The 19,341-nt window shown below is 38.7% G+C and carries 18 protein-coding genes; 5 read left to right on the top strand and 13 right to left on the bottom strand.

The genetic code is table 11. From position 1 onward, the window contains the following. Positions 1 to 115: 115 nt before the first annotated feature. The gene (locus tag HRT55_RS07130) at positions 116 to 793 is read right to left on the bottom strand and encodes a carboxylesterase (RefSeq protein ID WP_291620453.1); all 678 of its coding nucleotides are present in this window, start codon (positions 791 to 793) and stop codon (positions 116 to 118) included. Positions 794 to 884: 91 nt separating this feature from the next. Further along, complete coding sequence (locus HRT55_RS07125) at positions 885 to 1,823, bottom strand: LysR family transcriptional regulator (RefSeq protein ID WP_291619945.1); 939 nt, start codon at positions 1,821 to 1,823, stop codon at positions 885 to 887. Positions 1,824 to 1,966: 143 nt separating this feature from the next. Here HRT55_RS07125 and trxA point away from each other — a divergent pair, with 143 nt between their 5' ends. From trxA to HRT55_RS07105, 4 genes are all read left to right on the top strand, one after another. After that, positions 1,967 to 2,311 carry a thioredoxin gene (trxA, locus tag HRT55_RS07120; RefSeq protein WP_291619944.1) on the top strand — a complete coding sequence of 115 codons (345 nt, stop codon included), beginning with the start codon at positions 1,967 to 1,969 and terminating at the stop codon, positions 2,309 to 2,311. A 227-nt stretch (positions 2,312 to 2,538) separates the two neighbouring features. After that, entirely contained in the window at positions 2,539 to 3,744 is a 1,206-nt protein-coding gene (locus HRT55_RS07115) for an NnrS family protein (protein ID WP_291619942.1), read from the top strand. 104 nt (positions 3,745 to 3,848) lie between these two features. Next, a complete protein-coding gene (locus HRT55_RS07110) occupies positions 3,849 to 4,802 on the top strand; it encodes a D-2-hydroxyacid dehydrogenase (RefSeq protein ID WP_291619940.1) in 954 nt (317 codons plus the stop codon). A 206-nt stretch (positions 4,803 to 5,008) separates the two neighbouring features. Beyond that, positions 5,009 to 5,593 (top strand): GNAT family N-acetyltransferase, encoded by a 585-nt coding sequence (locus tag HRT55_RS07105; protein ID WP_291619938.1) that lies wholly within the window; start codon positions 5,009 to 5,011, stop codon positions 5,591 to 5,593. A 55-nt stretch (positions 5,594 to 5,648) separates the two neighbouring features. Here HRT55_RS07105 and HRT55_RS07100 read toward each other — a convergent pair whose 3' ends face one another. The 10 genes from HRT55_RS07100 to HRT55_RS07055 form a co-directional block, all read right to left on the bottom strand. Continuing rightward, on the bottom strand, positions 5,649 to 5,951 hold the full coding sequence (locus tag HRT55_RS07100; protein ID WP_291619937.1) for a hypothetical protein: 303 nt from the start codon (positions 5,949 to 5,951) through the stop codon (positions 5,649 to 5,651). Positions 5,952 to 6,407: 456 nt separating this feature from the next. Then, positions 6,408 to 7,100, bottom strand: a complete 693-nt coding sequence (gene ung / locus HRT55_RS07095; protein ID WP_291619936.1) for a uracil-DNA glycosylase — start codon at positions 7,098 to 7,100, stop codon at positions 6,408 to 6,410. A 149-nt stretch (positions 7,101 to 7,249) separates the two neighbouring features. Beyond that, positions 7,250 to 8,554: a threonine synthase gene (gene thrC, locus HRT55_RS07090; protein WP_291619935.1), complete on the bottom strand. Its 1,305-nt coding sequence runs from the start codon at positions 8,552 to 8,554 to the stop codon at positions 7,250 to 7,252. An 81-nt stretch (positions 8,555 to 8,635) separates the two neighbouring features. Next, complete coding sequence (gene thrB / locus HRT55_RS07085; protein ID WP_291619933.1) at positions 8,636 to 9,619, bottom strand: homoserine kinase; 984 nt, start codon at positions 9,617 to 9,619, stop codon at positions 8,636 to 8,638. Continuing rightward, positions 9,619 to 12,096 (bottom strand): bifunctional aspartate kinase/homoserine dehydrogenase I, encoded by a 2,478-nt coding sequence (thrA, locus tag HRT55_RS07080; RefSeq protein ID WP_291619931.1) that lies wholly within the window; start codon positions 12,094 to 12,096, stop codon positions 9,619 to 9,621. The genes thrB and thrA overlap by 1 nt, the downstream gene beginning before the upstream one ends. A 376-nt stretch (positions 12,097 to 12,472) precedes the next feature. Further along, positions 12,473 to 13,480 carry a GGDEF domain-containing protein gene (locus HRT55_RS07075; protein WP_291619929.1) on the bottom strand — a complete coding sequence of 336 codons (1,008 nt, stop codon included), beginning with the start codon at positions 13,478 to 13,480 and terminating at the stop codon, positions 12,473 to 12,475. Continuing rightward, positions 13,480 to 14,088, bottom strand: coding sequence for a chemotaxis protein (locus HRT55_RS07070; protein WP_291619927.1), 609 nt, complete (start codon positions 14,086 to 14,088; stop codon positions 13,480 to 13,482). Before HRT55_RS07070 ends, HRT55_RS07075 begins: the two co-directional genes overlap by 1 nt. Continuing rightward, positions 14,085 to 14,450, bottom strand: coding sequence for a response regulator (locus tag HRT55_RS07065; protein WP_291619925.1), 366 nt, complete (start codon positions 14,448 to 14,450; stop codon positions 14,085 to 14,087). The genes HRT55_RS07070 and HRT55_RS07065 overlap by 4 nt, the downstream gene beginning before the upstream one ends. Before the next feature lie 493 nt (positions 14,451 to 14,943). Continuing rightward, a complete protein-coding gene (locus HRT55_RS07060) occupies positions 14,944 to 15,699 on the bottom strand; it encodes a M48 family metallopeptidase (protein WP_291619923.1) in 756 nt (251 codons plus the stop codon). Between the two features lie 30 nt (positions 15,700 to 15,729). Beyond that, positions 15,730 to 16,107, bottom strand: a complete 378-nt coding sequence (locus HRT55_RS07055) for a YebG family protein (protein ID WP_291619921.1) — start codon at positions 16,105 to 16,107, stop codon at positions 15,730 to 15,732. 487 nt (positions 16,108 to 16,594) lie between these two features. Here HRT55_RS07055 and HRT55_RS07050 point away from each other — a divergent pair, with 487 nt between their 5' ends. Further along, on the top strand, positions 16,595 to 16,939 hold the full coding sequence (locus tag HRT55_RS07050; RefSeq protein ID WP_291619919.1) for a DUF3718 domain-containing protein: 345 nt from the start codon (positions 16,595 to 16,597) through the stop codon (positions 16,937 to 16,939). 68 nt (positions 16,940 to 17,007) lie between these two features. Here the strand turns inward: HRT55_RS07050 and mrcB are convergent, their stop codons facing one another. Further along, positions 17,008 to 19,317: a penicillin-binding protein 1B gene (gene mrcB / locus HRT55_RS07045; protein WP_291619917.1), complete on the bottom strand. Its 2,310-nt coding sequence runs from the start codon at positions 19,315 to 19,317 to the stop codon at positions 17,008 to 17,010. Between the last annotated feature and the right edge of the window lie 24 nt (positions 19,318 to 19,341).

Raw genomic sequence — 19,341 nt, 5'->3', positions numbered from 1 at the left:
TATAAGTTGCTACTCCTAAGACTGTTTTTTATCCAGTAACAATTAACCATCATTTTTTACTGTGACTTTTTGCCGTGACTAGACCGATTACAGCCTAAACAAGGCTAGCTAATAACTAGCGAGCAAGCAATCGGTCTTGTAACCAAGCGGATATGTCTTTAAGTTGCTCTGGTAATACCGAGTGTTCCATAGGATAAGTTTGCCAAGTCACCTTATATTTAGCAGCGGTTAGCAAGGTATTTGCCATTTTACCAGCACTCAGTGGTACCACATCATCTCGCTCACCATGATTTTGTAAAATAGGCGTCGCTAGGTTAGAGCTATGACATTGCTCGGGCAGTTTATCTGCCGTTGGTAAATAACAAGATAATGCCAAAATACCCGCTAAACTTTGCGAAAAGCGTAAACCGGTAAATAAACTCAATACGCCGCCTTGGCTAAAGCCAGCTAAGACAATATTTTTCGAGGCTATACCTAAATCTATTTGTTCTTGGATTAACGCTTGCACACGTTTTTCAGACTCAAGTACACCGGCCATATCGGCGCGGTTATGCAAATCCATACTTTTGATATCATACCAAGATCGCATTACATAACCTTGGTTAATGGTTACAGCTTGCTCTGGTGCATGAGGAAATACAAAGCGAATACCGTGATTTTCTGGCAAAGCTAATACCGGCACAATAGGAGCAAAACCGGCACCAGAGTCACCCAGACCATGTAACCAGATAACACAGGAAGTAGCTGGCGATTTAGGTTCGACGGTAATTCGTTCAAGAGGCATTGTTGACATAAAATTCAATAGTTTTTCATTGGAAAAAGATGCGACATCATAGCAACCGCGAGTGCCCGTGGCAAAGTAGCAGCGAGAACTGCCAACACCTTTACAATAATTGCCCAACATTACTTTGAAAGTAATCTAAAAAGGTTCGGGTTTTACTGGCAATATTACGACTTTGATAAAGTACACTTAGGCGTTGGGCAACACTCTCTTGGCTCAATGCTAATCGTTGTAAACTCTGTTTTTGGCCATTATTTTTTAGGACATTATCCTTTAAGGCATAGTTATTTAGCACATAGTCAGGTAGTTTACATAAGCCTAAACCTTGTTCTGCTGCTCGAAGACGCATTTCAGGACTAGAAAGTATCAGCTTACCTTTAACATTAACCTGTTCAATTTTATCAGCATTTCGAAAGTGCCAAGGCTGATCTTCTTCCGCTAAAATACAGTCAAATTGAGCCAGTTGCTCTGGCTTAGCTCGCCCTGTCATTAGCGGTTTAATCGCTAGGTCAGCGGCCAGTTGCGGCGAAAGGTATATAGATTGCGGAAAACTTAGCAACTCCTTTGCAATCCAGTTTGATGCTGGCAATGCCTGCTCATGCAAAACAAAACAGAGATCAAACTTAGGATCAAATTCTGGCACTGCGCCTGAATAGTGCTGACAATGTAAGTTTATTTTAGGATAGCGCTGTAAAAAATCGCCAATTAAATTACTAATGATGGTATTAAAAAACTCTAAAGGTAATAAAATATTGAGCTTACCTTGAACTTGTTTTAATGAGGAATAGAGCTCTTCTTCTACTCGAGATAAAGCCTCTATATGCTCTTTACTCGCACAAAAAAGTAAGCGACCACTCTCAGTAAGTGATTGTTTTCGTGTGGTACGAATAAGAAGATCACAACCTAATTCGTTCTCAAGCTGCACTAGGCGTCGACTTAATTTCGATTTTGCTATGCCTAAAGTCTTTGCCGCCAAGGTAAACGAGCCAGCTTCCACTAAAGTCACAAATAAATGTAAATCATCTAAATTGCTCAATTTCATATTTATCTTACCTTTACCCGATATTGTTTCATTTTTAGAACAATGATTCCCATTAAACACATCTAATTAAGTAATTACAACTTAAGTACACTGCCCTTACTAATTAATCCTTAATTACCAATAGCAATACCAACAGCAATAGAATGGAGTACACCATGAACATAGAGACATTAATAAAAGTTACCGAGATTTCAGCAGAGCAATTTACTCCAGAAGTAGAACAAGCAAAGGGAAAAGTATTAATAGATTTTTATGCCCCCTGGTGCGCACCATGCAAAATGTTAGCACCAGTAGTCGAGCAAATTGCCCAAGAACATGATGACATTAAAGTTGTCAAAATTAATGCTGACAATAGTCAAGAATTGATGGCTAAGTTTGGTATTCGAGGTATTCCAACCTTATTATTGATGAATAATGGCGAGTTAGTGGCTACACAAGTGGGCGCGGCTTCTATCAGCCAAGTGAAGAAATTTGTTCTACAACATTAATACTAAGGTTTTTGGTTTATGAGTTATGAGTTATGAGTTATGAGTTATGAGTTAAATTTTAACTCATAACGAGCTTAAGCTATCAACACTTAATGGCTTAAGCTCAAATATTTAAGCCAAGTAATTCACTTTTCATTGATCTATTTCAGGCATCGGCTGTCACTATTCATTACAATTCTAAATAACAATATTGTCGTAATCATCTTAGATGTATATAAGGCACAGATATGATGCAAATCACCGATTTAAAAACTGAACAAAAAATACCGCCGCTATTACGCTTAGGCTTTCGGCCCTTTTTTCTTAGCGGCGCCCTCTTTAGCGTTTTCGCCGTTACGCTTTGGTTATTAATCTATAAGGGCGCCATTAGCTTATCTCCCTTAGGTGGTGGTTATTGGTGGCATATTCATGAAATGATTTTTGGTTTTGGTGGTGCCATCATTGCTGGATTTTTATTAACAGCTGTACAGAACTGGACTGGCGTACGAGGTGCTCAAGGAAATACCCTTTTAGCTCTCTTCTTACTTTGGCTAGCAGGGCGCACCGTGCTGCTAGTACCTGACTTACTGGGCACAACTCTTACCAGCATAATTGACTTAGCCTTTCTGCCTACCGTTGCCTTTGTCTTGGCAAAACCTATTATTGCTATCAAACAGTACCGGAATTTGTTTTTTGTCCCCTTGTTAGCCTTATTTACTGTCGCTAACTTAGAGATGCACCTAGCAATAGCATACCCTGAGACATTTAACAGCGTTTACTCTGGTTATGCTGGGGTTATGTTAGTAACCTTTTTAATGTCGGTAATGGCTGGTCGTGTTGCTCCTATGTTTACTGCAAACGGTACAAAAACCCCGAAAGCAACGCCGTTACCTTGGTTAGATAAAGCGGCCAATGGCAGTTTAGCAATTGCCATGTTCAGTTTACTGTTACAGCCTTTAGTTGGTTTTTCTGCAGTCTTTTTTGGTGTCTTACTTATTATTGCCAGCATATTTCAAACTATGCGTTGGTTAAGATGGCGACCTTGGATCACCTTAAACGTGCCACTTCTATGGTCCCTTCACGGCGCGATGAAATTTATCTGCTTTGGTTTATTTGTTCTCGGACTAAGTTATTTAATCCCTGAAGTACCAAGTAACCATGTTTGGCATTTACTCACTATTGGCGGGATTGGCGGTTTAATTTTAGCGATGATTTCACGGGTTTCTTTAGGTCATACCGGCCGCCCACTAACAGCTCCAAAATCGATGACTCTAGCTTTTATCCTTATTAGTTTAGCAGCACTGGTGCGTACTTTCGGCCCTTGGGGATTACCTGATAAAACCTTACTTTTTATTGATATCAGTGGTGGGTTATGGATTGGCGCATTCGTTATATTTATTGTTGGCTATGCACCTATGTTAATGAACGCAAGAAAAGATGGTCGACCCGGCTAAGGTAATTTACACTAAGCTAACGAGTCTTAACTATACTCGCTAGCTTATTTTTTTACAGCCATAAAAACACCAGAACTAATCCACTAAAACCATTGAGTACATACATGCGCGCGGTATTTCTAGATAAAGACACTTTCAGCTCTGCCATTGACTTTTCAATCATTGAACAACAAGTTACTAAATTAAACTGTTATGCCAAGACCTCCCCTGCTGAAGTGCTCACCCGTTGCCTAGACGCTGAAATTATTATTACCAATAAAGTACAATTAACGGCTGAAATTTTATCGACCTTACCTAAGTTAAAGCTTATTTGTATCAGCGCTACGGGTTATAACAATGTCGATATTGGTGCCGCTAGGGATTTAAATATTGCCGTCACTAATGTTAGTGGTTACGCCGGGCAATCAGTTGCTCAATACGTTTTTGCTCAATTACTCGAGTATTTTCAACAAACCAGCCATCACAATAACAACACTGCACAGGGTTTATGGTCAACAAGCGCTGCTTTTTGCTATCACGGTAATGGCTTTAGTGAGTTAGCGGGTAAAACTCTCGGTATTATTGGTTACGGTAATTTAGGTAAAGCCGTTGCCGCAATTGCACAGGCATTTAATATGCAGGTACTCATTAGTGAGCGACCAAAGGCAACAGCTGTTAGAACAGGCCGGATTGCTTTTGATAAGCTAATAGCGCAGGCGGATATTATTAGTTTACATTGCCCACAAACCGCTGAAACAGAAAACCTTATTAATGCAGAAGTTTTATCGACTATGAAAAATACTGCGGTGTTAATCAATACGGCCCGCGGCGCACTCATTGATGAGCTAGCTTTAGTTACTGCTTTAAAGAATAAAGAAATTTCTTATGCTGTACTCGATGTTTTGAGCCAGGAGCCACCGCCCGCAGAGCACATATTATTGAGTAGTAAGCTAGACAATTTGAAAGTAACAGCTCATATTGCCTGGGCAAGTATTGAAGCACAAATGCGACTCATTAATTTATTGAGCGAGAACATTAGTGCCTTTAAGCAAGGTGAACGTTTAAACCGCTTAGACTAATTAAATTCTGCTGAGTGTTTAAATTTTCACACTGAAACTACCGGCTATAATTCCAGCTAGAATTTTATTCCTGAAGTCTAGCTGGAATTATAGCCGGTGCTTACTTAGGAACTTAACTAGGCTCTTACCTAGAAACTTAGCTGCAACTTACTCGCAGGTTTGCTATCTTAGCCTAGAGTAATCAATTAAGTGCCTTAAGAAGTTCTATGACCAACAACCAAGATACTATTCGCTATTTACCTTTAACCTCAGTCTATTTTTCACAAGTGATAATCCTAGCCAATCAAGTGCACGGTGAGGGTTATTTAGATGATGAAAAAATAAAACAGTGGACCAATAAAGGCATAGTAAATGCTATTAACTGTAGTTTTGTCGCTTTACTCGATAATAAACTTGTTGGCTTTCGTAGCACCTATTCAGCCAACCAATGGTCAATAGATCAATGGTGCAGTCCCGCGTTATGGCAAGTTGATAGTCAAAAGTGTTGTTACTTTAAATGTAATACCGTTGATGAAAAATACCGCGGTTTAGGCATAGGTAAACAACTGCTCAAACTTGCCATCGAAGCCGCACAACAGCAAGGTGCTCAAGCAGGTATAAGTCATTTATGGAAACAAAGCCCTAATAATAGTGCGGTGTCCTATTTCAGTAAGTGCGGTGGAAAACTAATAAAGTCACACCCAGATAAATGGAATGAAGACAGTAGGCAAGGTTATGATTGCGTTTTATGTGGTCATGATTGTCATTGTGAAGCCGCTGAGATGATTATTCACTTTAATAGTCAAGGCTAACATTGTGAGGTGAAGCGATATCTAGTTATATTTAGGAATGTTTTAAATGATAAAGCTAAATATTATTACCATCATCATTAAGTTGCTCAGCTAAGTGTTTAAAGATGTCTTCATTAAATAACGCTAGCCCTGCTTGAGTAAGGATAAAAGATGAGGCACTCCCTACCTCATGGGCAATAATGTCTTCATGGCGTAAAAAGGCCAGTGTGCCTATATGAGCTGCGCGTTTATTGGCATCAATCTCAGCGTCCGGAAATACATCATTAAAGCCAATTTCAGTCGGCATAGGAAAATGCTGCGCTAATACTTTGAGTATAACGATAGCCGACTCATCAAATTGGGTAAAATCTACACTCATTATTATTCCTGTTGATTGTATTAAGTAATATCAAGGGGCTGTTGATCTTTCATTTTAGTCTCTGCTATAGGCTAATTTTTAAGATACCAAGGCGAAAAGAGTGTTATGTAGTCACTCTACTTTAACGATTTTCAACGATGTTAGCTTGAAAATTAGCTATAGCCCTTCGGGTTGTCTTGAAAAAGCGTTACTCTTTGTTGCTTAATGTGCATTTGGAACAACCAAACATTACATTAAGCGCCTCGAGTACCCTCTTTTTCAAGACAACAGCGCTATAAACTGAAAGATCAACAGCCCCTAATTAAAATATAGCAGACTCACTTCAATTAAAAAATTTTAACTATTGCTAGTTGAGCCTCTAATCAGACTTTATTAGTGCATATACCTAGTGATAGTTATTTACAGAGGTTTTCACCGGTAATTTTCACCGGTGCTGTTACTCGAAGAAGCGAATCTTTAGCCACCATCAAGTGAAACATCAAGGGGTAATTGCCAATCAATTTTCTTAATTCCCTGCTTTGTTAACCAAGCATTCGCTTTTGAAAAATGCTGACAACCAAAAAAACCTCGATAAGCAGACAGTGGTGAAGGATGTGGACCGGATAAAACAAGGTGTTTATCTTGATTGATATTTTTACCTTTTTTATGCGCATGCGCTCCCCAAAGAATAAAAACACAGCCGCTATTATGTTCATTTAATTCATTAATCACTTGTTCAGTAAACGTTTCCCAACCAAGTTTTGCATGTGAGTGAGCATTTGCTTGCTGCACGGTTAACACGGTATTTAACAATAAAACGCCTTGCTCTGCCCAATCGCTTAAACAACCATGTTTGGGTGTATTAAAGCCCTTGATATCCGTTACCAACTCTTTATATATATTCACCAGTGATGGCGGCACTTTAATACCCGCTTGTACTGAAAAGGCTAAACCATGGGCCTGATCCTTTCCGTGATAAGGATCCTGACCAAGAATAACCACTTTAACATCGTTTAAATCAACATGATTAAAGGCATTAAACACCGCCTCTTCAGCCGGGTAAATTAGAATGCCAGCCGATCTTTGATTTGTTATTTCACTGGTCAGTGTTTGAAAGTATTCTTTGTTAGCTTCACGGTTAAGTAACTGCTGCCATTGGGGTTTGATCATGATAATACCTGGAGTTAGGACTTAGAATTAATGCCCGAAATTAAAAGCTAAAAAAAAGCCATCACCTAAAGTGATAGCTTTTCTTAGTTTACTTTATTTTTATATTATTAAGCATTATAAAACAATACTAAATGATACTACTTACCCGGCTACGCTAGAAGATAACTACGTAAATCACTAAAGTCGGTCGAGAGATCTTTCGATAAAATAGGCTCGCCGACACAATCTGCCAATTCTTTTGGTAAGCCAATAGGTTGACCCAGAATACTTTCTACAACTTCTTTAAATTTCGCCGGATGAGCTGTGCCTAAAAAGATACCAAACTCCCCTTCCTCAGCACTGTATTGTAGCGCTTTATAAGCAACAGCCGCATGCGGCTCACTGATATAACCAAGCTTACTCAGCTTAATGACTGCAGATTGGGTTTGCTCTTCGTCAATAGATACCGAGCTGACACAGCCTTGTGTAACAATACCGCTTTTCAGCATATGTTCTACTCGTGGCCAGTTACTCGGATTACTAACATCCATGGCATTTGAAATAGTCGCTACGGTTTTATTGACTGTCCATTCCCCTGTTTCAAGGTAACGTGGCACAGTATCATTATCGTTAGTTGCAGCAATAAAGCGCTTAATGGGTAGACCCATCGCTTTAGCCAATAAGCCCGCAGTTAAGTTGCCAAAGTTACCACTTGGAACAGAGAATACTATGTTACTTAAATCACTTTTTACGCGAGATAATTGCGCTACTGCTTCAAAGTAATAACATACTTGCGCCAGCAATCGACTGATATTAATTGAGTTTGCTGAGTTTAAGCCAATGGTATTGGCCAGCTCTTTATCATCAAAAGATTGCTTAACTAACGCCTGACAGTTATCAAAATCACCTTCAATGGCTAATGTTTCAATATTACCGCCTAGGGTGGTAAACATTTTCTCTTGTAGTAAGCTGATTTTACCTTTCGGATACATGATAACAACACGAATATTATCAATGCCATGAAAAGCATGAGCGACGGCAGCACCGGTATCGCCAGAGGTCGCCGTTAAAATGGTTAAAGGCTTAGTTTCACCACTGGCTTTGGCATCTTTGGCAACAAATACTTGTAAACATTTCGCCATAAAGCGAGCACCAAAATCTTTAAACGCCAATGTAGGACCATGGAATAGCTCTAAAATAGCTCGGTCAGGGCTAATAGGTTGTAATAAAGCGGGGAAGTTAAAAGCGTCGGTAACAATCTCTGTTAATTCACTTTTACTTAAATCATCGCCCACAAAGGGTTGTAAAATTTTAACGCTACGTTCAACTAAAGGCAGTGCCAGTAATGCTTCAATGTTATCTAATTTAGGCATAGTGCTAGGAAAAAATAGCCCCTGATTTTTACCTAAGCCTTGCTTTACTGCTTGGGAGAAACTTACCTGTTCATCGTTTTCTTTTAAATTATAATATTTCACTGTCATTCCTATAATCTGTTACTGAATTGTTTAGCTTTAGTACTTAGATATGATTAATGCCAATCGTTATTAAACTATCAGCTAAAGCTCAGTTGCACCCACTTTATCTACTTTACATACGTGCACAAAGCCTAAGGTTGTTTGTAAATAATTATCTTGTAACCATAGGGCAAATTGCTGTGCTTGCTGCTCGCTATCACAAATACAAAATAGTGTCGGTCCTGAGCCTGAAATACCAACGGCTAAAGCGCCTTGTGCAGTCAAATAGTCGCGAGATGTTTGATATCTTGGTAACAAATTTGTGCGATATGGCTCAGCAACAACATCTGTTAATACAGAAAAGGCTTGGTCCTTATCTTGACGATGGCAGGCATCAACAAAAGTTGCTAAATTTTGGCCAAAACAGATCAGGTCACTACGACTATAATCCGTCGGTAAAACCTCCCGAGCAGCTTTAGTTGATACTTCTATGCCTGGATAGGCCATAACGTAGAAGCAATCATCGAAGCTTGGTAAAAGGCGCGAGATGACGTTTTCATCCGGCACCATTAATTGCAAACCACCTAAATAACAAGGCGCAACATTGTCGTAATGGATACTGCCACTAATTTTCCCTTCCATTTGTCCGGTCATTTTCAATATGAGATTTTTAGCAAAACTAAAATCATGGTATTTAGCATAAAAAGCATTTAACGCGGCAAGCGCGGCAACAACTGAACAGGCACTTGAGCCTAAGCCGCTACCAACAGGCATTTTTTTATCTAAAGTCAGCGCAACACTAACGGGAGTTTGTCCTGCCTTTATTAATTGTTCATTAAAAAGTAATAAACATGACCAAACAATATTATCTTCTTTATTACTCGGCAACTTTTTAGCAAAGTTGCCGATCACCGTTAAGCTATTTTCTTCTGTTGTCGCCGATACAGTAACAACATCGCCTAATAAAGTGCCATCAATAGGCTTTACCGCTAGTCCTAAGACATCAAAACCAACACTAACATTGCCGATAGAAGCCGGAGCAAAAACTGAGACACTTGTTGAAGAACTCGTATTATTAACAGACATTAGTGTTGTTGCTCCCAAGCTAAGGTTCTTAATAAATCACCAAAAACACCGGCGGCCGTAACGGCTGCGCCTGCGCCATAACCCCGTAAAACAAACGGTAGCGGTTGGTAATAGCGACTATGGATAGCTAAAGCATTTTCACCATCTTTAATACTATAAAGTGGATGGTCAGTGCCAACGGCTTCAATTGATACTTGGCACTTGCCATCAACAATATTACCGATATAACGTAATACTTTACCTGCTGACTTTGCACTGGCTACACGCTCAGCGAAGTCACTATCAAGCTTGCTTAAGTTAGTCATAAACTCGCTGATATCACCGCTATCATCAAAATCACTGGGTAATACTGACTCGATAGAGATATCAGATAACTCTAATGGCATGCCCGATTCACGGGCCATAATTAATAATTTACGAGCAACATCCAGACCACTTAAATCATCACGAGGGTCAGGCTCAGTAAAACCATTTTCCTTGGCTATGGCGGTAGCTTCTGATAACGACATACCTTCTTCAAGCTTGCCAAATATATAAGATAAAGAGCCTGATAATACCCCTTCAAAACGTTGTAATTCATCACCAGCTTTAATTAAACTTTGCAAAGTATCAATAATCGGCAGACCTGCACCTACCGTTGTTTCATATAAGAAACGACGATTAGTTTGCTGGGCAGTACTACGTAGTTTTTGGTAATATTCCCAAGAATCTGTATTGGCCTTTTTATTGGGTGTGACCACATGAAAACCTTCCGCTAAATAATCGACGTAGCTCATTGCTAGCGCTTCATTAGAGGTTGAGTCAACAAATACCGGATTGATTAAATGATTATCGCGGACAAAGGCTTTTAAGTTCTCAACATTAACAGGTAATGCTTGCTCTGCCTGAGCAACAACGTCTTGCCAGTTATTTAAATCAATACCTTCTTTGTCAAAAACCATGCCTTTGGAGTTAGCAATGCCATAAACTTTCAAGACGATATTTTGCTCTTTTAAGCTTGTTTGTTGACGAGAAATTTGCGCGATAAGCTCGCTACCAACAACACCACAGCCAACTAAAAACACATCAATGGTAGGTTTGTGAGAAAAGAAGTTTTGATGGCTAACTTTCATCGCATCCATACATTTTCTTTGCTCAACAACAACAGAGATACTACGCTCTGAGGAGTCTTGCGCTATGGCAATTACATTAACTCGCGCTTGCGCTAATGAGCTAAAGAATTTAGCTGCTACGCCGCGCTGGTGATGCATACCATCACCCACCAGTGACACTATGGATAACTCACCCTTTAACGATAAAGGTTCAAGTAAGCCATTTAACAACTCTAATTCAAATTCATCTTGTAAGCTTTGTTTAGCAAGCTCAGCATCACTAGAGTAAATACAAAAACTAATACAATACTCACTGGACGACTGACTTATTAAGACTAAGGAGATATTTTCTCTACTCATGGTAGCAAAGACACGACTCGCCATGCCAACCATGCCTTTCATACCAGGTCCTGAAACATTGACCATAGTTAGGTCATCAAGATTAGAAATCGCTTTTACACGCTTTTGTTGATCATTTTCACTGGAAATTAAGGTACCTGGCGCACTTGGGTTACTGGTATTCTTAATTAAACAAGGGATATGATATTGCGCAATTGGACCTATGGTTTTCGGGTGTAAAACACTGGCACCAAAATATGATAGTTCCATGGCTTCTTGATACGATAAATAATCCAGTAACTTTGCTTCTTTGATATAACGAGGATCGGCATTATAAACACCATCAACATCCGTCCAAATTTCACAACACTCAGCTTCAGCACAAACGGCTAATACCGCAGCCGAGTAATCAGAGCCATTACGCCCTAATGTCGTTACTTGTGGCATACCATTCTTAATGTCAGCATTTACGCCAATAAAGCCCGGCATTAATGCCACCTGGCTCAGTTTATTGTATTCACTGGCGAATTTGTCTTTCGATAAAACTAAATCTGCCACGGCGTTCAGTGAGGAATTATTAGTATATAAGAACTTTTCCGGTGCTAATAAAGAAACCTGCAAGCCATAAGCTTGTAACACGGCATCAAGTATTGCCACGCTTAAGCGCTCACCGGTACTAATAATACGAGCACGAATATGAGCAGGGCAATAGGTTAGTAAGGTCGCCCCTTGCATATAACGTTCAAGTTGCTGTTCATAGTTTGTTAGGGCTTGCTTACAATGCTGGTTATTAAAATTTGTAATACTTGCTGATAAATCATCAATAATTGTGGTTATTGCGCGATTAAAGTGACCTAAATCGGTTACCAGCTTTGCTTCATCGCTAATATTTTCAGCCATGGCAACTAAGTGATTGGTAACACCTTGTGGCGCTGATACAACTACCGCAACTTTTGAAGATTTACTTTTATCTTTGATAATATCGGCAACTTGACGAAAACGCTCTGCCGACGCTAATGAAGAGCCGCCAAATTTAAGTACACGCATGTTTTTTTCCTTGGTAAAGAACAATAAAGAGAAACTCTTTTGTCAGTTTGGCTATTAGCCGTCAATTAACTTTAGAGTTAAAACTATTCATCGTAAATATAAAAAAGCCCGTAACCTTTTCAGGTCACGGGCTTCGATAAAATTGTTATTTTTTACACGTTAGCCAGCGACCGCCATCCTAATAAGGGTGGTGGTGGTAATAATAATATTGGTATTGTGGCTGTTGCTTATTTTCATAACTCTAAAGTGCCTTAAGTGAAGATATCTGTCAATCATTAATAACAATAAATATTAAATAAAACGTTATAATTTATGCATAAAAGCTTATTTTTAACGGTTGTTTTGCATAAAATTAAAGCTGACTCTGATATTTATACTAAGCAGTCGCCATGTTAGTGGCACTACAGACTTGATTTCGCCCTTGTGCTTTAGCTTGATATAAAGCTAAATCGGCATGAGTTATCAACTCTTCATAACTAGAGGTCTGCTTACTAAGCGGGGCAACACCCAAACTCACTGTTACCTTGATAACCTGACCATTATATTGTAACGGGGCTTTTGCAATACTATGGCAAATACGCTGGGCAAGCTCCATCGCGCCGGTTAAGTTTGTCTCAGGCAAAATAATGGCAAACTCTTCCCCACCATAACGACCAAAGATGTCTTCAACTCTCAGCAAAGAACTAATTAAAGCACTGATTTCAATTAACACCATATCACCGCATTGATGACCATAATTATCGTTGAGTAACTTAAAGTGATCTAAATCAAGCATTATCAGCGAAAGGTTCTTGCTATGTCGGCGTGACTTTGCATATTCTTGAACCAGTGAATCTTGCCAATGCCTACGGTTATAAATTTGGGTTAATCCATCAATACGGCTCATTTGAGCGAGCTCTGCTAAGGTCTTTTGTAACTGGCCTTGGTAATGACATACATCGGTGACATCTTCAATTAAGATGCAGATATGTTTATGCTCGCAATCAGTATCTATCGGCAAAAAAGTACAATTTTGAGCCATAAATTCACTATCTGTGGTGATTTGTCTAGTGTGAGGTAGTTCGAATAAGTGATGTCTTTGTTGCCAAGAACAAAAGCTTGGGGTATTGAGCTGTAAAACAGCACTTAACTTTCGGCTTAACCAACGTTCAGGCAATTCAGGGAAGGCAATAAATATAGACTGACCAATAATATTAGCGGCATCTTTATCTGTATGTACTTGCAGAAAACGATTCCACAGCACAATATTAAATTCAGCATCTAATACCAAAACCCCAGTATTTATCTGATTGGAAATTTGCGTATTTATTTGTTTAAGCACAGTCCCAGACAATGCCTGTATGCTGGTGTTATTTTCGCTTGTAAGCGCATTAAAATCTAACATTAAAACTCTGCTAAAATCCGGTCGAGTACCTTTTTGATATTAATTATTGCGGTTTCGGGGATCAATAAGATCATATTGCAATTAAAAGAATAATCAGTGACTTGATAATTTATATTTATTTTTAACGCTAGGTCCCAATTAAAGGTCATTTCCTGTAAATGTTCTGACAAACAGTTTTGCACACTTGGCAATAATTTAGGGGCATTATAAGACATTTGGTTGTCTATTTGCCGAGCGAATACATTCAAAAAAGTGGTTGTTAAAATAGAGCTAATATCGATTAATTGTTCATCCTGTGATAACTCATCAGGCTCATAACCGAGTAAATCACCAATTCGACCTGAATCTTCTTCTTGATAAGAAAGTAGCGCCTCACCCCTTATGCCTTCATAGCCAAAGAAACCTTGGCTTACTACAGCCATAGTATTTTGCTGTTGACTCAAGGTTTGTAATAAATCTTTTGCATCAATGCTTTCAATGCTTGGTACTTTCAAATAAACAAAGGTGTCAAGATAACGAGCAAGTTGGTCACTTGCTTGACCCATAGCAATATTTATTAACTCTTGCAGGCAATCTTGCTGGTCTTCAGTTAGGTGAAATTCACTCATAAAAGGCCATGCTGTTGTAAGTGGTTGATTAAAACATCGGGTTTTACCGGCTTACGTATAAACTCTTTTGCCCCTAAAGCTTTCACCTTAGCTTGCATTTCCGGTTGAATATCCGCTGAAATAACAAATACACTGCAGTTAAGGTTCAATTTTTTTATGCCTTGTAACACACCAATACCATCAATACCCGGCATAGTAAGATCAAGAAATAACACTTCAATGCTATTATCACGCAACAGAGTCAAGGCTTCAGCGCCATTGTTTGCTGTTTGAGCTGAGGTTTTCCATTGCTCGGGGAGGCTTCTAAGCACTTGCTTTCTAGCCATATTAGAATCATCACAAATAAGTACAGACGGACTCATACAAGAAAGGACCTTAAATATTATTATTTTATTAAGGATAATTTACCCTAAAAAAAAGCAATTGTTAATCAACAATTGCTTTTTTTTGTGCTACTGAGCTAATAAGGATAAAACTAGCAGGTTCAAGCTGAAGGTATAATAGATTTTCAGTGACGACTAAAGTGAATAGTCAATGAAATTAACTACTAAAAAATATAGAGCGAATAAGCTTCGCTTACAAGTTTAGCAATCTTATGGTCAACTGAAGACTAACCGCCAACAAGAAATGACGCACAAGCGAGAGAGAGTATTGCTGAACTGCTATAAACAGTAATCATTTTGATACTATGTAAATTAATTTTCATCACAATGCCTTTTCAAACTTGAATTAAAAGAGGATAAATAGTTAGTAAAGTGATTATAATTCAAGAGCACTGGGGAAAGTGTAGTTAATGGTTGGCACTTTGTCTAAATCTGTGATTAAGATCATGGAACTTGGAGTGTTTTGTATTCTTTAGCTAGGGTTTAGCCAATATAATTGTGATTGATGATGGCTAAGCCATTGCTTGGCTTTTTGATAATCAGGAGAGTGTTGTTCAACCAGTTGCCAAAAGCTTTTAGAATGATTGAGGAATTCTAAATGGCAAAGTTCATGAATAATAACGTAATCAATGACAAATAAAGGTGTCATCATTAAAAAGTAATTAAAACTTACTTCACCGCGATTATTACAACTGCCCCAACGTGCTCGATATTGGCGAATATTTACTTTTGTTGGCGTTAAAGACGTTCGTTCACTTATGACTTCTAGGCGCTCAATAATAAGTTTTTCCGCTTGCTGCTTAAAATAAGCTTCTAATTGTTTTTTAACCTGCTTAGTTATTGCTAGATCGCTCGCTAGTTTAGTGCTGACTCTATTACTAATAACAACATTAAGTTGTCTGAATGCAGGTTGTTGTATACGCAATAAATCCGTATCAGTTACTAGTTTATCAGCAAAGAAAACCCTCGCTTGTTTTGCTGTACCTATATTAAGGCTTACTTGTTCGCCTAAAAAAAGCAAACTTGCGCCTTGGCTAAAGTCACAAAACTTAGCAATACTTTGTTGCTCAACTAACTTTGCTTGTAACCAAGCTGACTTTTCTTGAATAAAAGTATCAATGAAAGCTGATTTAACATAATGAGGAGCACGTACAGTCACTCGACCATGCTTAACTTGCAAGCTGAGTGTCTTTCTACGTTTACTGCGGATAAGCTGATATTCAAGCATAGAAAACTAGCCACAACACCTTATCATTGATTAACTTGCTGCACTTAATTTTGCAGTCGCAGTTTTAGCTTTGCTCTTTTTTACTTTAGCGGTAGGCTTTTGCTCTTCATTTTCAACAACTTCAGCTATAGATGCAGCAATTATTTTTTCAGTTGCCTTTTTAGCCGTTGGTTTTGTCGGCTTTTTAGCCAATAGTGCCACGAGTACATCATCTCTATGTTGCGCTAAATAAATACTTAATTCTTCATTAGCACTATCACTTAAGGCTACCGGAGATTGAGAGAAAACTTGGCTTAAGTTATCAGCCATATCCAACATTTTGTCATATTCATCTGCTGATTTCTTATCCATAAATGTTTTCGCCTCTACCCCGTTTCTAATCACTACAAACCGACTTTCAACTGCCATTAGTTTTCCCCAATTCCTACATTTGAGCTCAATTAGCGCTCGCTACATCGTTATGAACTTAATACCAAAGGCATTAAATTAACTTATTTCCCGATAATTTTAGCTACAATAACACAGTACCAATACAAACTGTATATAAAAACAGTGTGAGAAAACAGTTAAAAGGTTATTTTTACACCACTAAGGCTACTAAATTTTTATAGGCTTAGTCAATTACCGCAAGATTAATTACTTATACAGCAAGTTTCGTATGTCAAATTATCACCAAATGTAAATATTAATTTCAGCTAAATCCTAAGTTAAATGTTGAATAAACAAGCAATCAATCACTTAGCAAAAATCTAACATGAAACAATTGATTTTTACTTACATCCTCTGTGTGGATGGTTACAACTTTTAACTAAAAACAGGCCACTATTATGGTGTGCCTTGCATAACTAGGTGCATAAAACACTAACGAATTATAAAAACACTTTGGAGAATTACCATGACTACGATTAAAAAAACTTTAGTTGCTCTTGCTGCCTCTTTACCCCTGATAGCTATCAGCTTACCTAGCCAAGCAGCAATGGACCCCTATTTAGAAAGTGCATTAATTAATGTTTGTAAAGCCGCTAAGAGCAATAGTATTTTAAAACTTAATAGCACCACAAAAGGATATCGTCTAAAACATAAAACCGTAGCATTAAAATTAGTCTGTAATGGTCAAGATGTCATTAGCTTTGCTGAAAGTTATGGCGCAAATAAAACCGCAGCTAGACTACAAAAAAGTATTGGTAATGTGAGTATTACTGATGTTGCGGCATTATCAAAAGTTAAAGTAACGTTTTAAGATGATGGCTAAATAAGAACGCTCAACAGGATATTCTTGAGCGTTCATATTTACTGTTAATGCCATAACTACTCGCCAAAGACTTTCTCAAACCAAGAGCGCTGATCGACTTTTTCTTGTAAACACTGCTTAGAGGTAATGATTCCTGCTCGAACAGCAGGATAAATCATGGTATTGGCACATTCCTCGGTAACGGCATTACCTGTTTGTTGCTCAAACAAAGTGATAACTATACCTTCAGGTTTTTCTGTAACCTTATTTACCACACCCTGTTTTTTCATAAAGTTGGCGAATAATGTTAGTGCACCGCTACTGCCTGTTAATCCTGTTGGTGCGTTGTTATCTTTTCCTAGCCAAGTAGTGACTAGATGGCTGTTGTCATAGCCGACAAACCAACTATCACGCAAGGCATTACTAGTACCCGTTTTACCCGCGACCTTGTGATTATTTAAACGCCAAGTCAGTGACTTAGCAGTGCCCCTTTCGGTCACTTGGGCAAGCGCATAATCGAGTAAATAGGCGGTATTGGTAGATAACCGCTGTTCACTTAGTTGCTGCTGTTGCCATAACGTCTCATTTTTGGCAGACAGTATTTTGGTGATGGTATGACTCTTTTTCGCGTAACCTTTGCCAGCAATGGGTAAATACAATTGATTAACTTCCAAAGGTGACATGTTAATTGCGCCTAATAATACTGACGGGCGCATTTGCAGTTTATGCTGAAAGCCTAAAGCTTTAATGGTATCGGCAACATTATCTAAACCTAAGCTCATACCAAGGTTAATCGTTGGTATATTCAATGAGTAGACCAAGCCCTCAATTAATGAAACCTGTCCACGATATTTACCATCATAATTCTTTGGTTGCCACTTTTTACCTGAGCCACTTTTTAAGGTTATTGCCTTATCATCAAGGATAGTAGCAAAGTTATACTCTTGAAAACGCTCTAATGCCGCAGCATAAATCGCCGGTTTAATTAAAGAGCCTATGTGACGTTTAGCGTTAACGGCTCGATTAAAGCCCGCATAGCCACTTTCCCTACCACCAACCAATGCTCTAATTTCGCCACTAGCAATATCGGTGACCACCATGGCGACCTCTAAACCACTTTGTTTATATTGTCGTTCTAGTCGTGGTAATTGCTCGGTAACACTTTGCTCTAATAATTGCTGACTGCGATGCGAAAAGCCGGTAAAAACTTTAATACCTGATTTTTGAGTAAAACTTGAAAGATGTTGATTGAGTTCGGCATTAACAAGTTGCAAATAAGCGGGATAATTTTTTTTAGCTAAGCGTCTATGTGACCGAATAGATAAAGTAGACTCAGCAGCTTGTTCAAAGTCTGCCAGTGATAACAAGTGCTGCTCAAACATTAACCTTAAAACAAGATCACGGCGCTCAATCGCACGTTCAGGATGACGCCAAGGGTCGTAGTAACTTGGTCCTTTGACTTGTGCTATCAATAAAGCCATTTGAGCATTACTTAATTGATTAATTGATTTACCAAAATAAAACTGTGCGGCCAAGCCAAAACCATACACGCCATTGGCATAGTTTTGCCCCAAATAGACTTCATTAATGTAGGCTTCTAATAGTTGGTCTTTGCTGTACCTATATTCTAAAATTAATGCCATCAGTGCTTCTTTAATCTTGCGAGAAAGTGTTCGCTCTCGACTAAGAAACATATTTTTTGCCAGCTGCTGCGTTAAGGTACTGCCACCTTGTACGGTACGTCCTGCTCGAATATTATTAATTAGTGCGCGAAAAATCCCTACAGGTGAAACACCATGATGGTGATAAAAATCGCGGTCTTCAATTAATAATAAAGTATCGATTAACTGACTAGGCAGCTCTTCAAGGGACACCAGTACGCGGTCTTCCTTATTATCTGGCACTAAACGCGCCAATAACTGTGGCTCTAGGGTTAGCTGCGCTACAGCTTGTTTATCGACACTCAAAGCAACCACAATATCACTGACAACTTCAATACTTAATTGCTGCGCATGACTTACGCCATCGGAAAAATCAAATGGACGTTGAAAAATGGCTAAGCGCTTTTTAAATAAAGCAAACTGCCCAGCTCGAGTAACATATCTAACTTTTTTATAGCCATTAATGATCAGTGATTCTGCTATTTCTTCAAGATTTGCACGCTCTCCTAGTTGTAATATTTGCAGCTGACCATACACTTGCACTGGCACATGCCAGCGCTGTCCTTCAAAGGTTTGTCTGATCTTAGCATCAAGGTAAATTGAATAAATCCCTAAGGCAAAAATGAGCGCAATCGTTAATTTACCTAAGGTGATTGCTATTCGAGCTAAAAGAGAGATTTTTTTAACGGATGCGCCGCTGCGTTTCTTTACTTTATTTTTTGACATTATTCTTCGATATGCTTATTAATT

Source organism: Colwellia sp., from assembly GCF_013214175.1.
Classification (GTDB): Bacteria; Pseudomonadota; Gammaproteobacteria; order Enterobacterales; family Alteromonadaceae; genus Colwellia.
The sequence above is the reverse complement of the archived record's forward strand: the minus strand, read 5'-3'. Positions and strand labels throughout refer to the sequence as shown.

Excerpts from the sequence above, each read along its gene's own strand:
- HRT55_RS07130 (WP_291620453.1), bottom strand. The coding sequence starts at position 793 with ATGTCAACAATGCCTCTTGAACGAATTACCGTCGAACCTAAATCGCCA.
- HRT55_RS07125 (WP_291619945.1), bottom strand. The coding sequence starts at position 1,823 with ATGAAATTGAGCAATTTAGATGATTTACATTTATTTGTGACTTTAGTG.
- trxA (WP_291619944.1), top strand. The coding sequence starts at position 1,967 with ATGGAGTACACCATGAACATAGAGACATTAATAAAAGTTACCGAGATT.
- HRT55_RS07115 (WP_291619942.1), top strand. The coding sequence starts at position 2,539 with ATGATGCAAATCACCGATTTAAAAACTGAACAAAAAATACCGCCGCTA.
- HRT55_RS07110 (WP_291619940.1), top strand. The coding sequence starts at position 3,849 with ATGCGCGCGGTATTTCTAGATAAAGACACTTTCAGCTCTGCCATTGAC.
- HRT55_RS07105 (WP_291619938.1), top strand. The coding sequence starts at position 5,009 with ATGACCAACAACCAAGATACTATTCGCTATTTACCTTTAACCTCAGTC.
- HRT55_RS07100 (WP_291619937.1), bottom strand. The coding sequence starts at position 5,951 with ATGAGTGTAGATTTTACCCAATTTGATGAGTCGGCTATCGTTATACTC.
- ung (WP_291619936.1), bottom strand. The coding sequence starts at position 7,100 with ATGATCAAACCCCAATGGCAGCAGTTACTTAACCGTGAAGCTAACAAA.
- thrB (WP_291619933.1), bottom strand. The coding sequence starts at position 9,619 with ATGTCTGTTAATAATACGAGTTCTTCAACAAGTGTCTCAGTTTTTGCT.
- thrA (WP_291619931.1), bottom strand. The coding sequence starts at position 12,096 with ATGCGTGTACTTAAATTTGGCGGCTCTTCATTAGCGTCGGCAGAGCGT.
- HRT55_RS07075 (WP_291619929.1), bottom strand. The coding sequence starts at position 13,480 with ATGTTAGATTTTAATGCGCTTACAAGCGAAAATAACACCAGCATACAG.
- HRT55_RS07070 (WP_291619927.1), bottom strand. The coding sequence starts at position 14,088 with ATGAGTGAATTTCACCTAACTGAAGACCAGCAAGATTGCCTGCAAGAG.
- HRT55_RS07065 (WP_291619925.1), bottom strand. The coding sequence starts at position 14,450 with ATGAGTCCGTCTGTACTTATTTGTGATGATTCTAATATGGCTAGAAAG.
- HRT55_RS07060 (WP_291619923.1), bottom strand. The coding sequence starts at position 15,699 with ATGCTTGAATATCAGCTTATCCGCAGTAAACGTAGAAAGACACTCAGC.
- HRT55_RS07055 (WP_291619921.1), bottom strand. The coding sequence starts at position 16,107 with ATGGCAGTTGAAAGTCGGTTTGTAGTGATTAGAAACGGGGTAGAGGCG.
- HRT55_RS07050 (WP_291619919.1), top strand. The coding sequence starts at position 16,595 with ATGACTACGATTAAAAAAACTTTAGTTGCTCTTGCTGCCTCTTTACCC.
- mrcB (WP_291619917.1), bottom strand. The coding sequence starts at position 19,317 with ATGTCAAAAAATAAAGTAAAGAAACGCAGCGGCGCATCCGTTAAAAAA.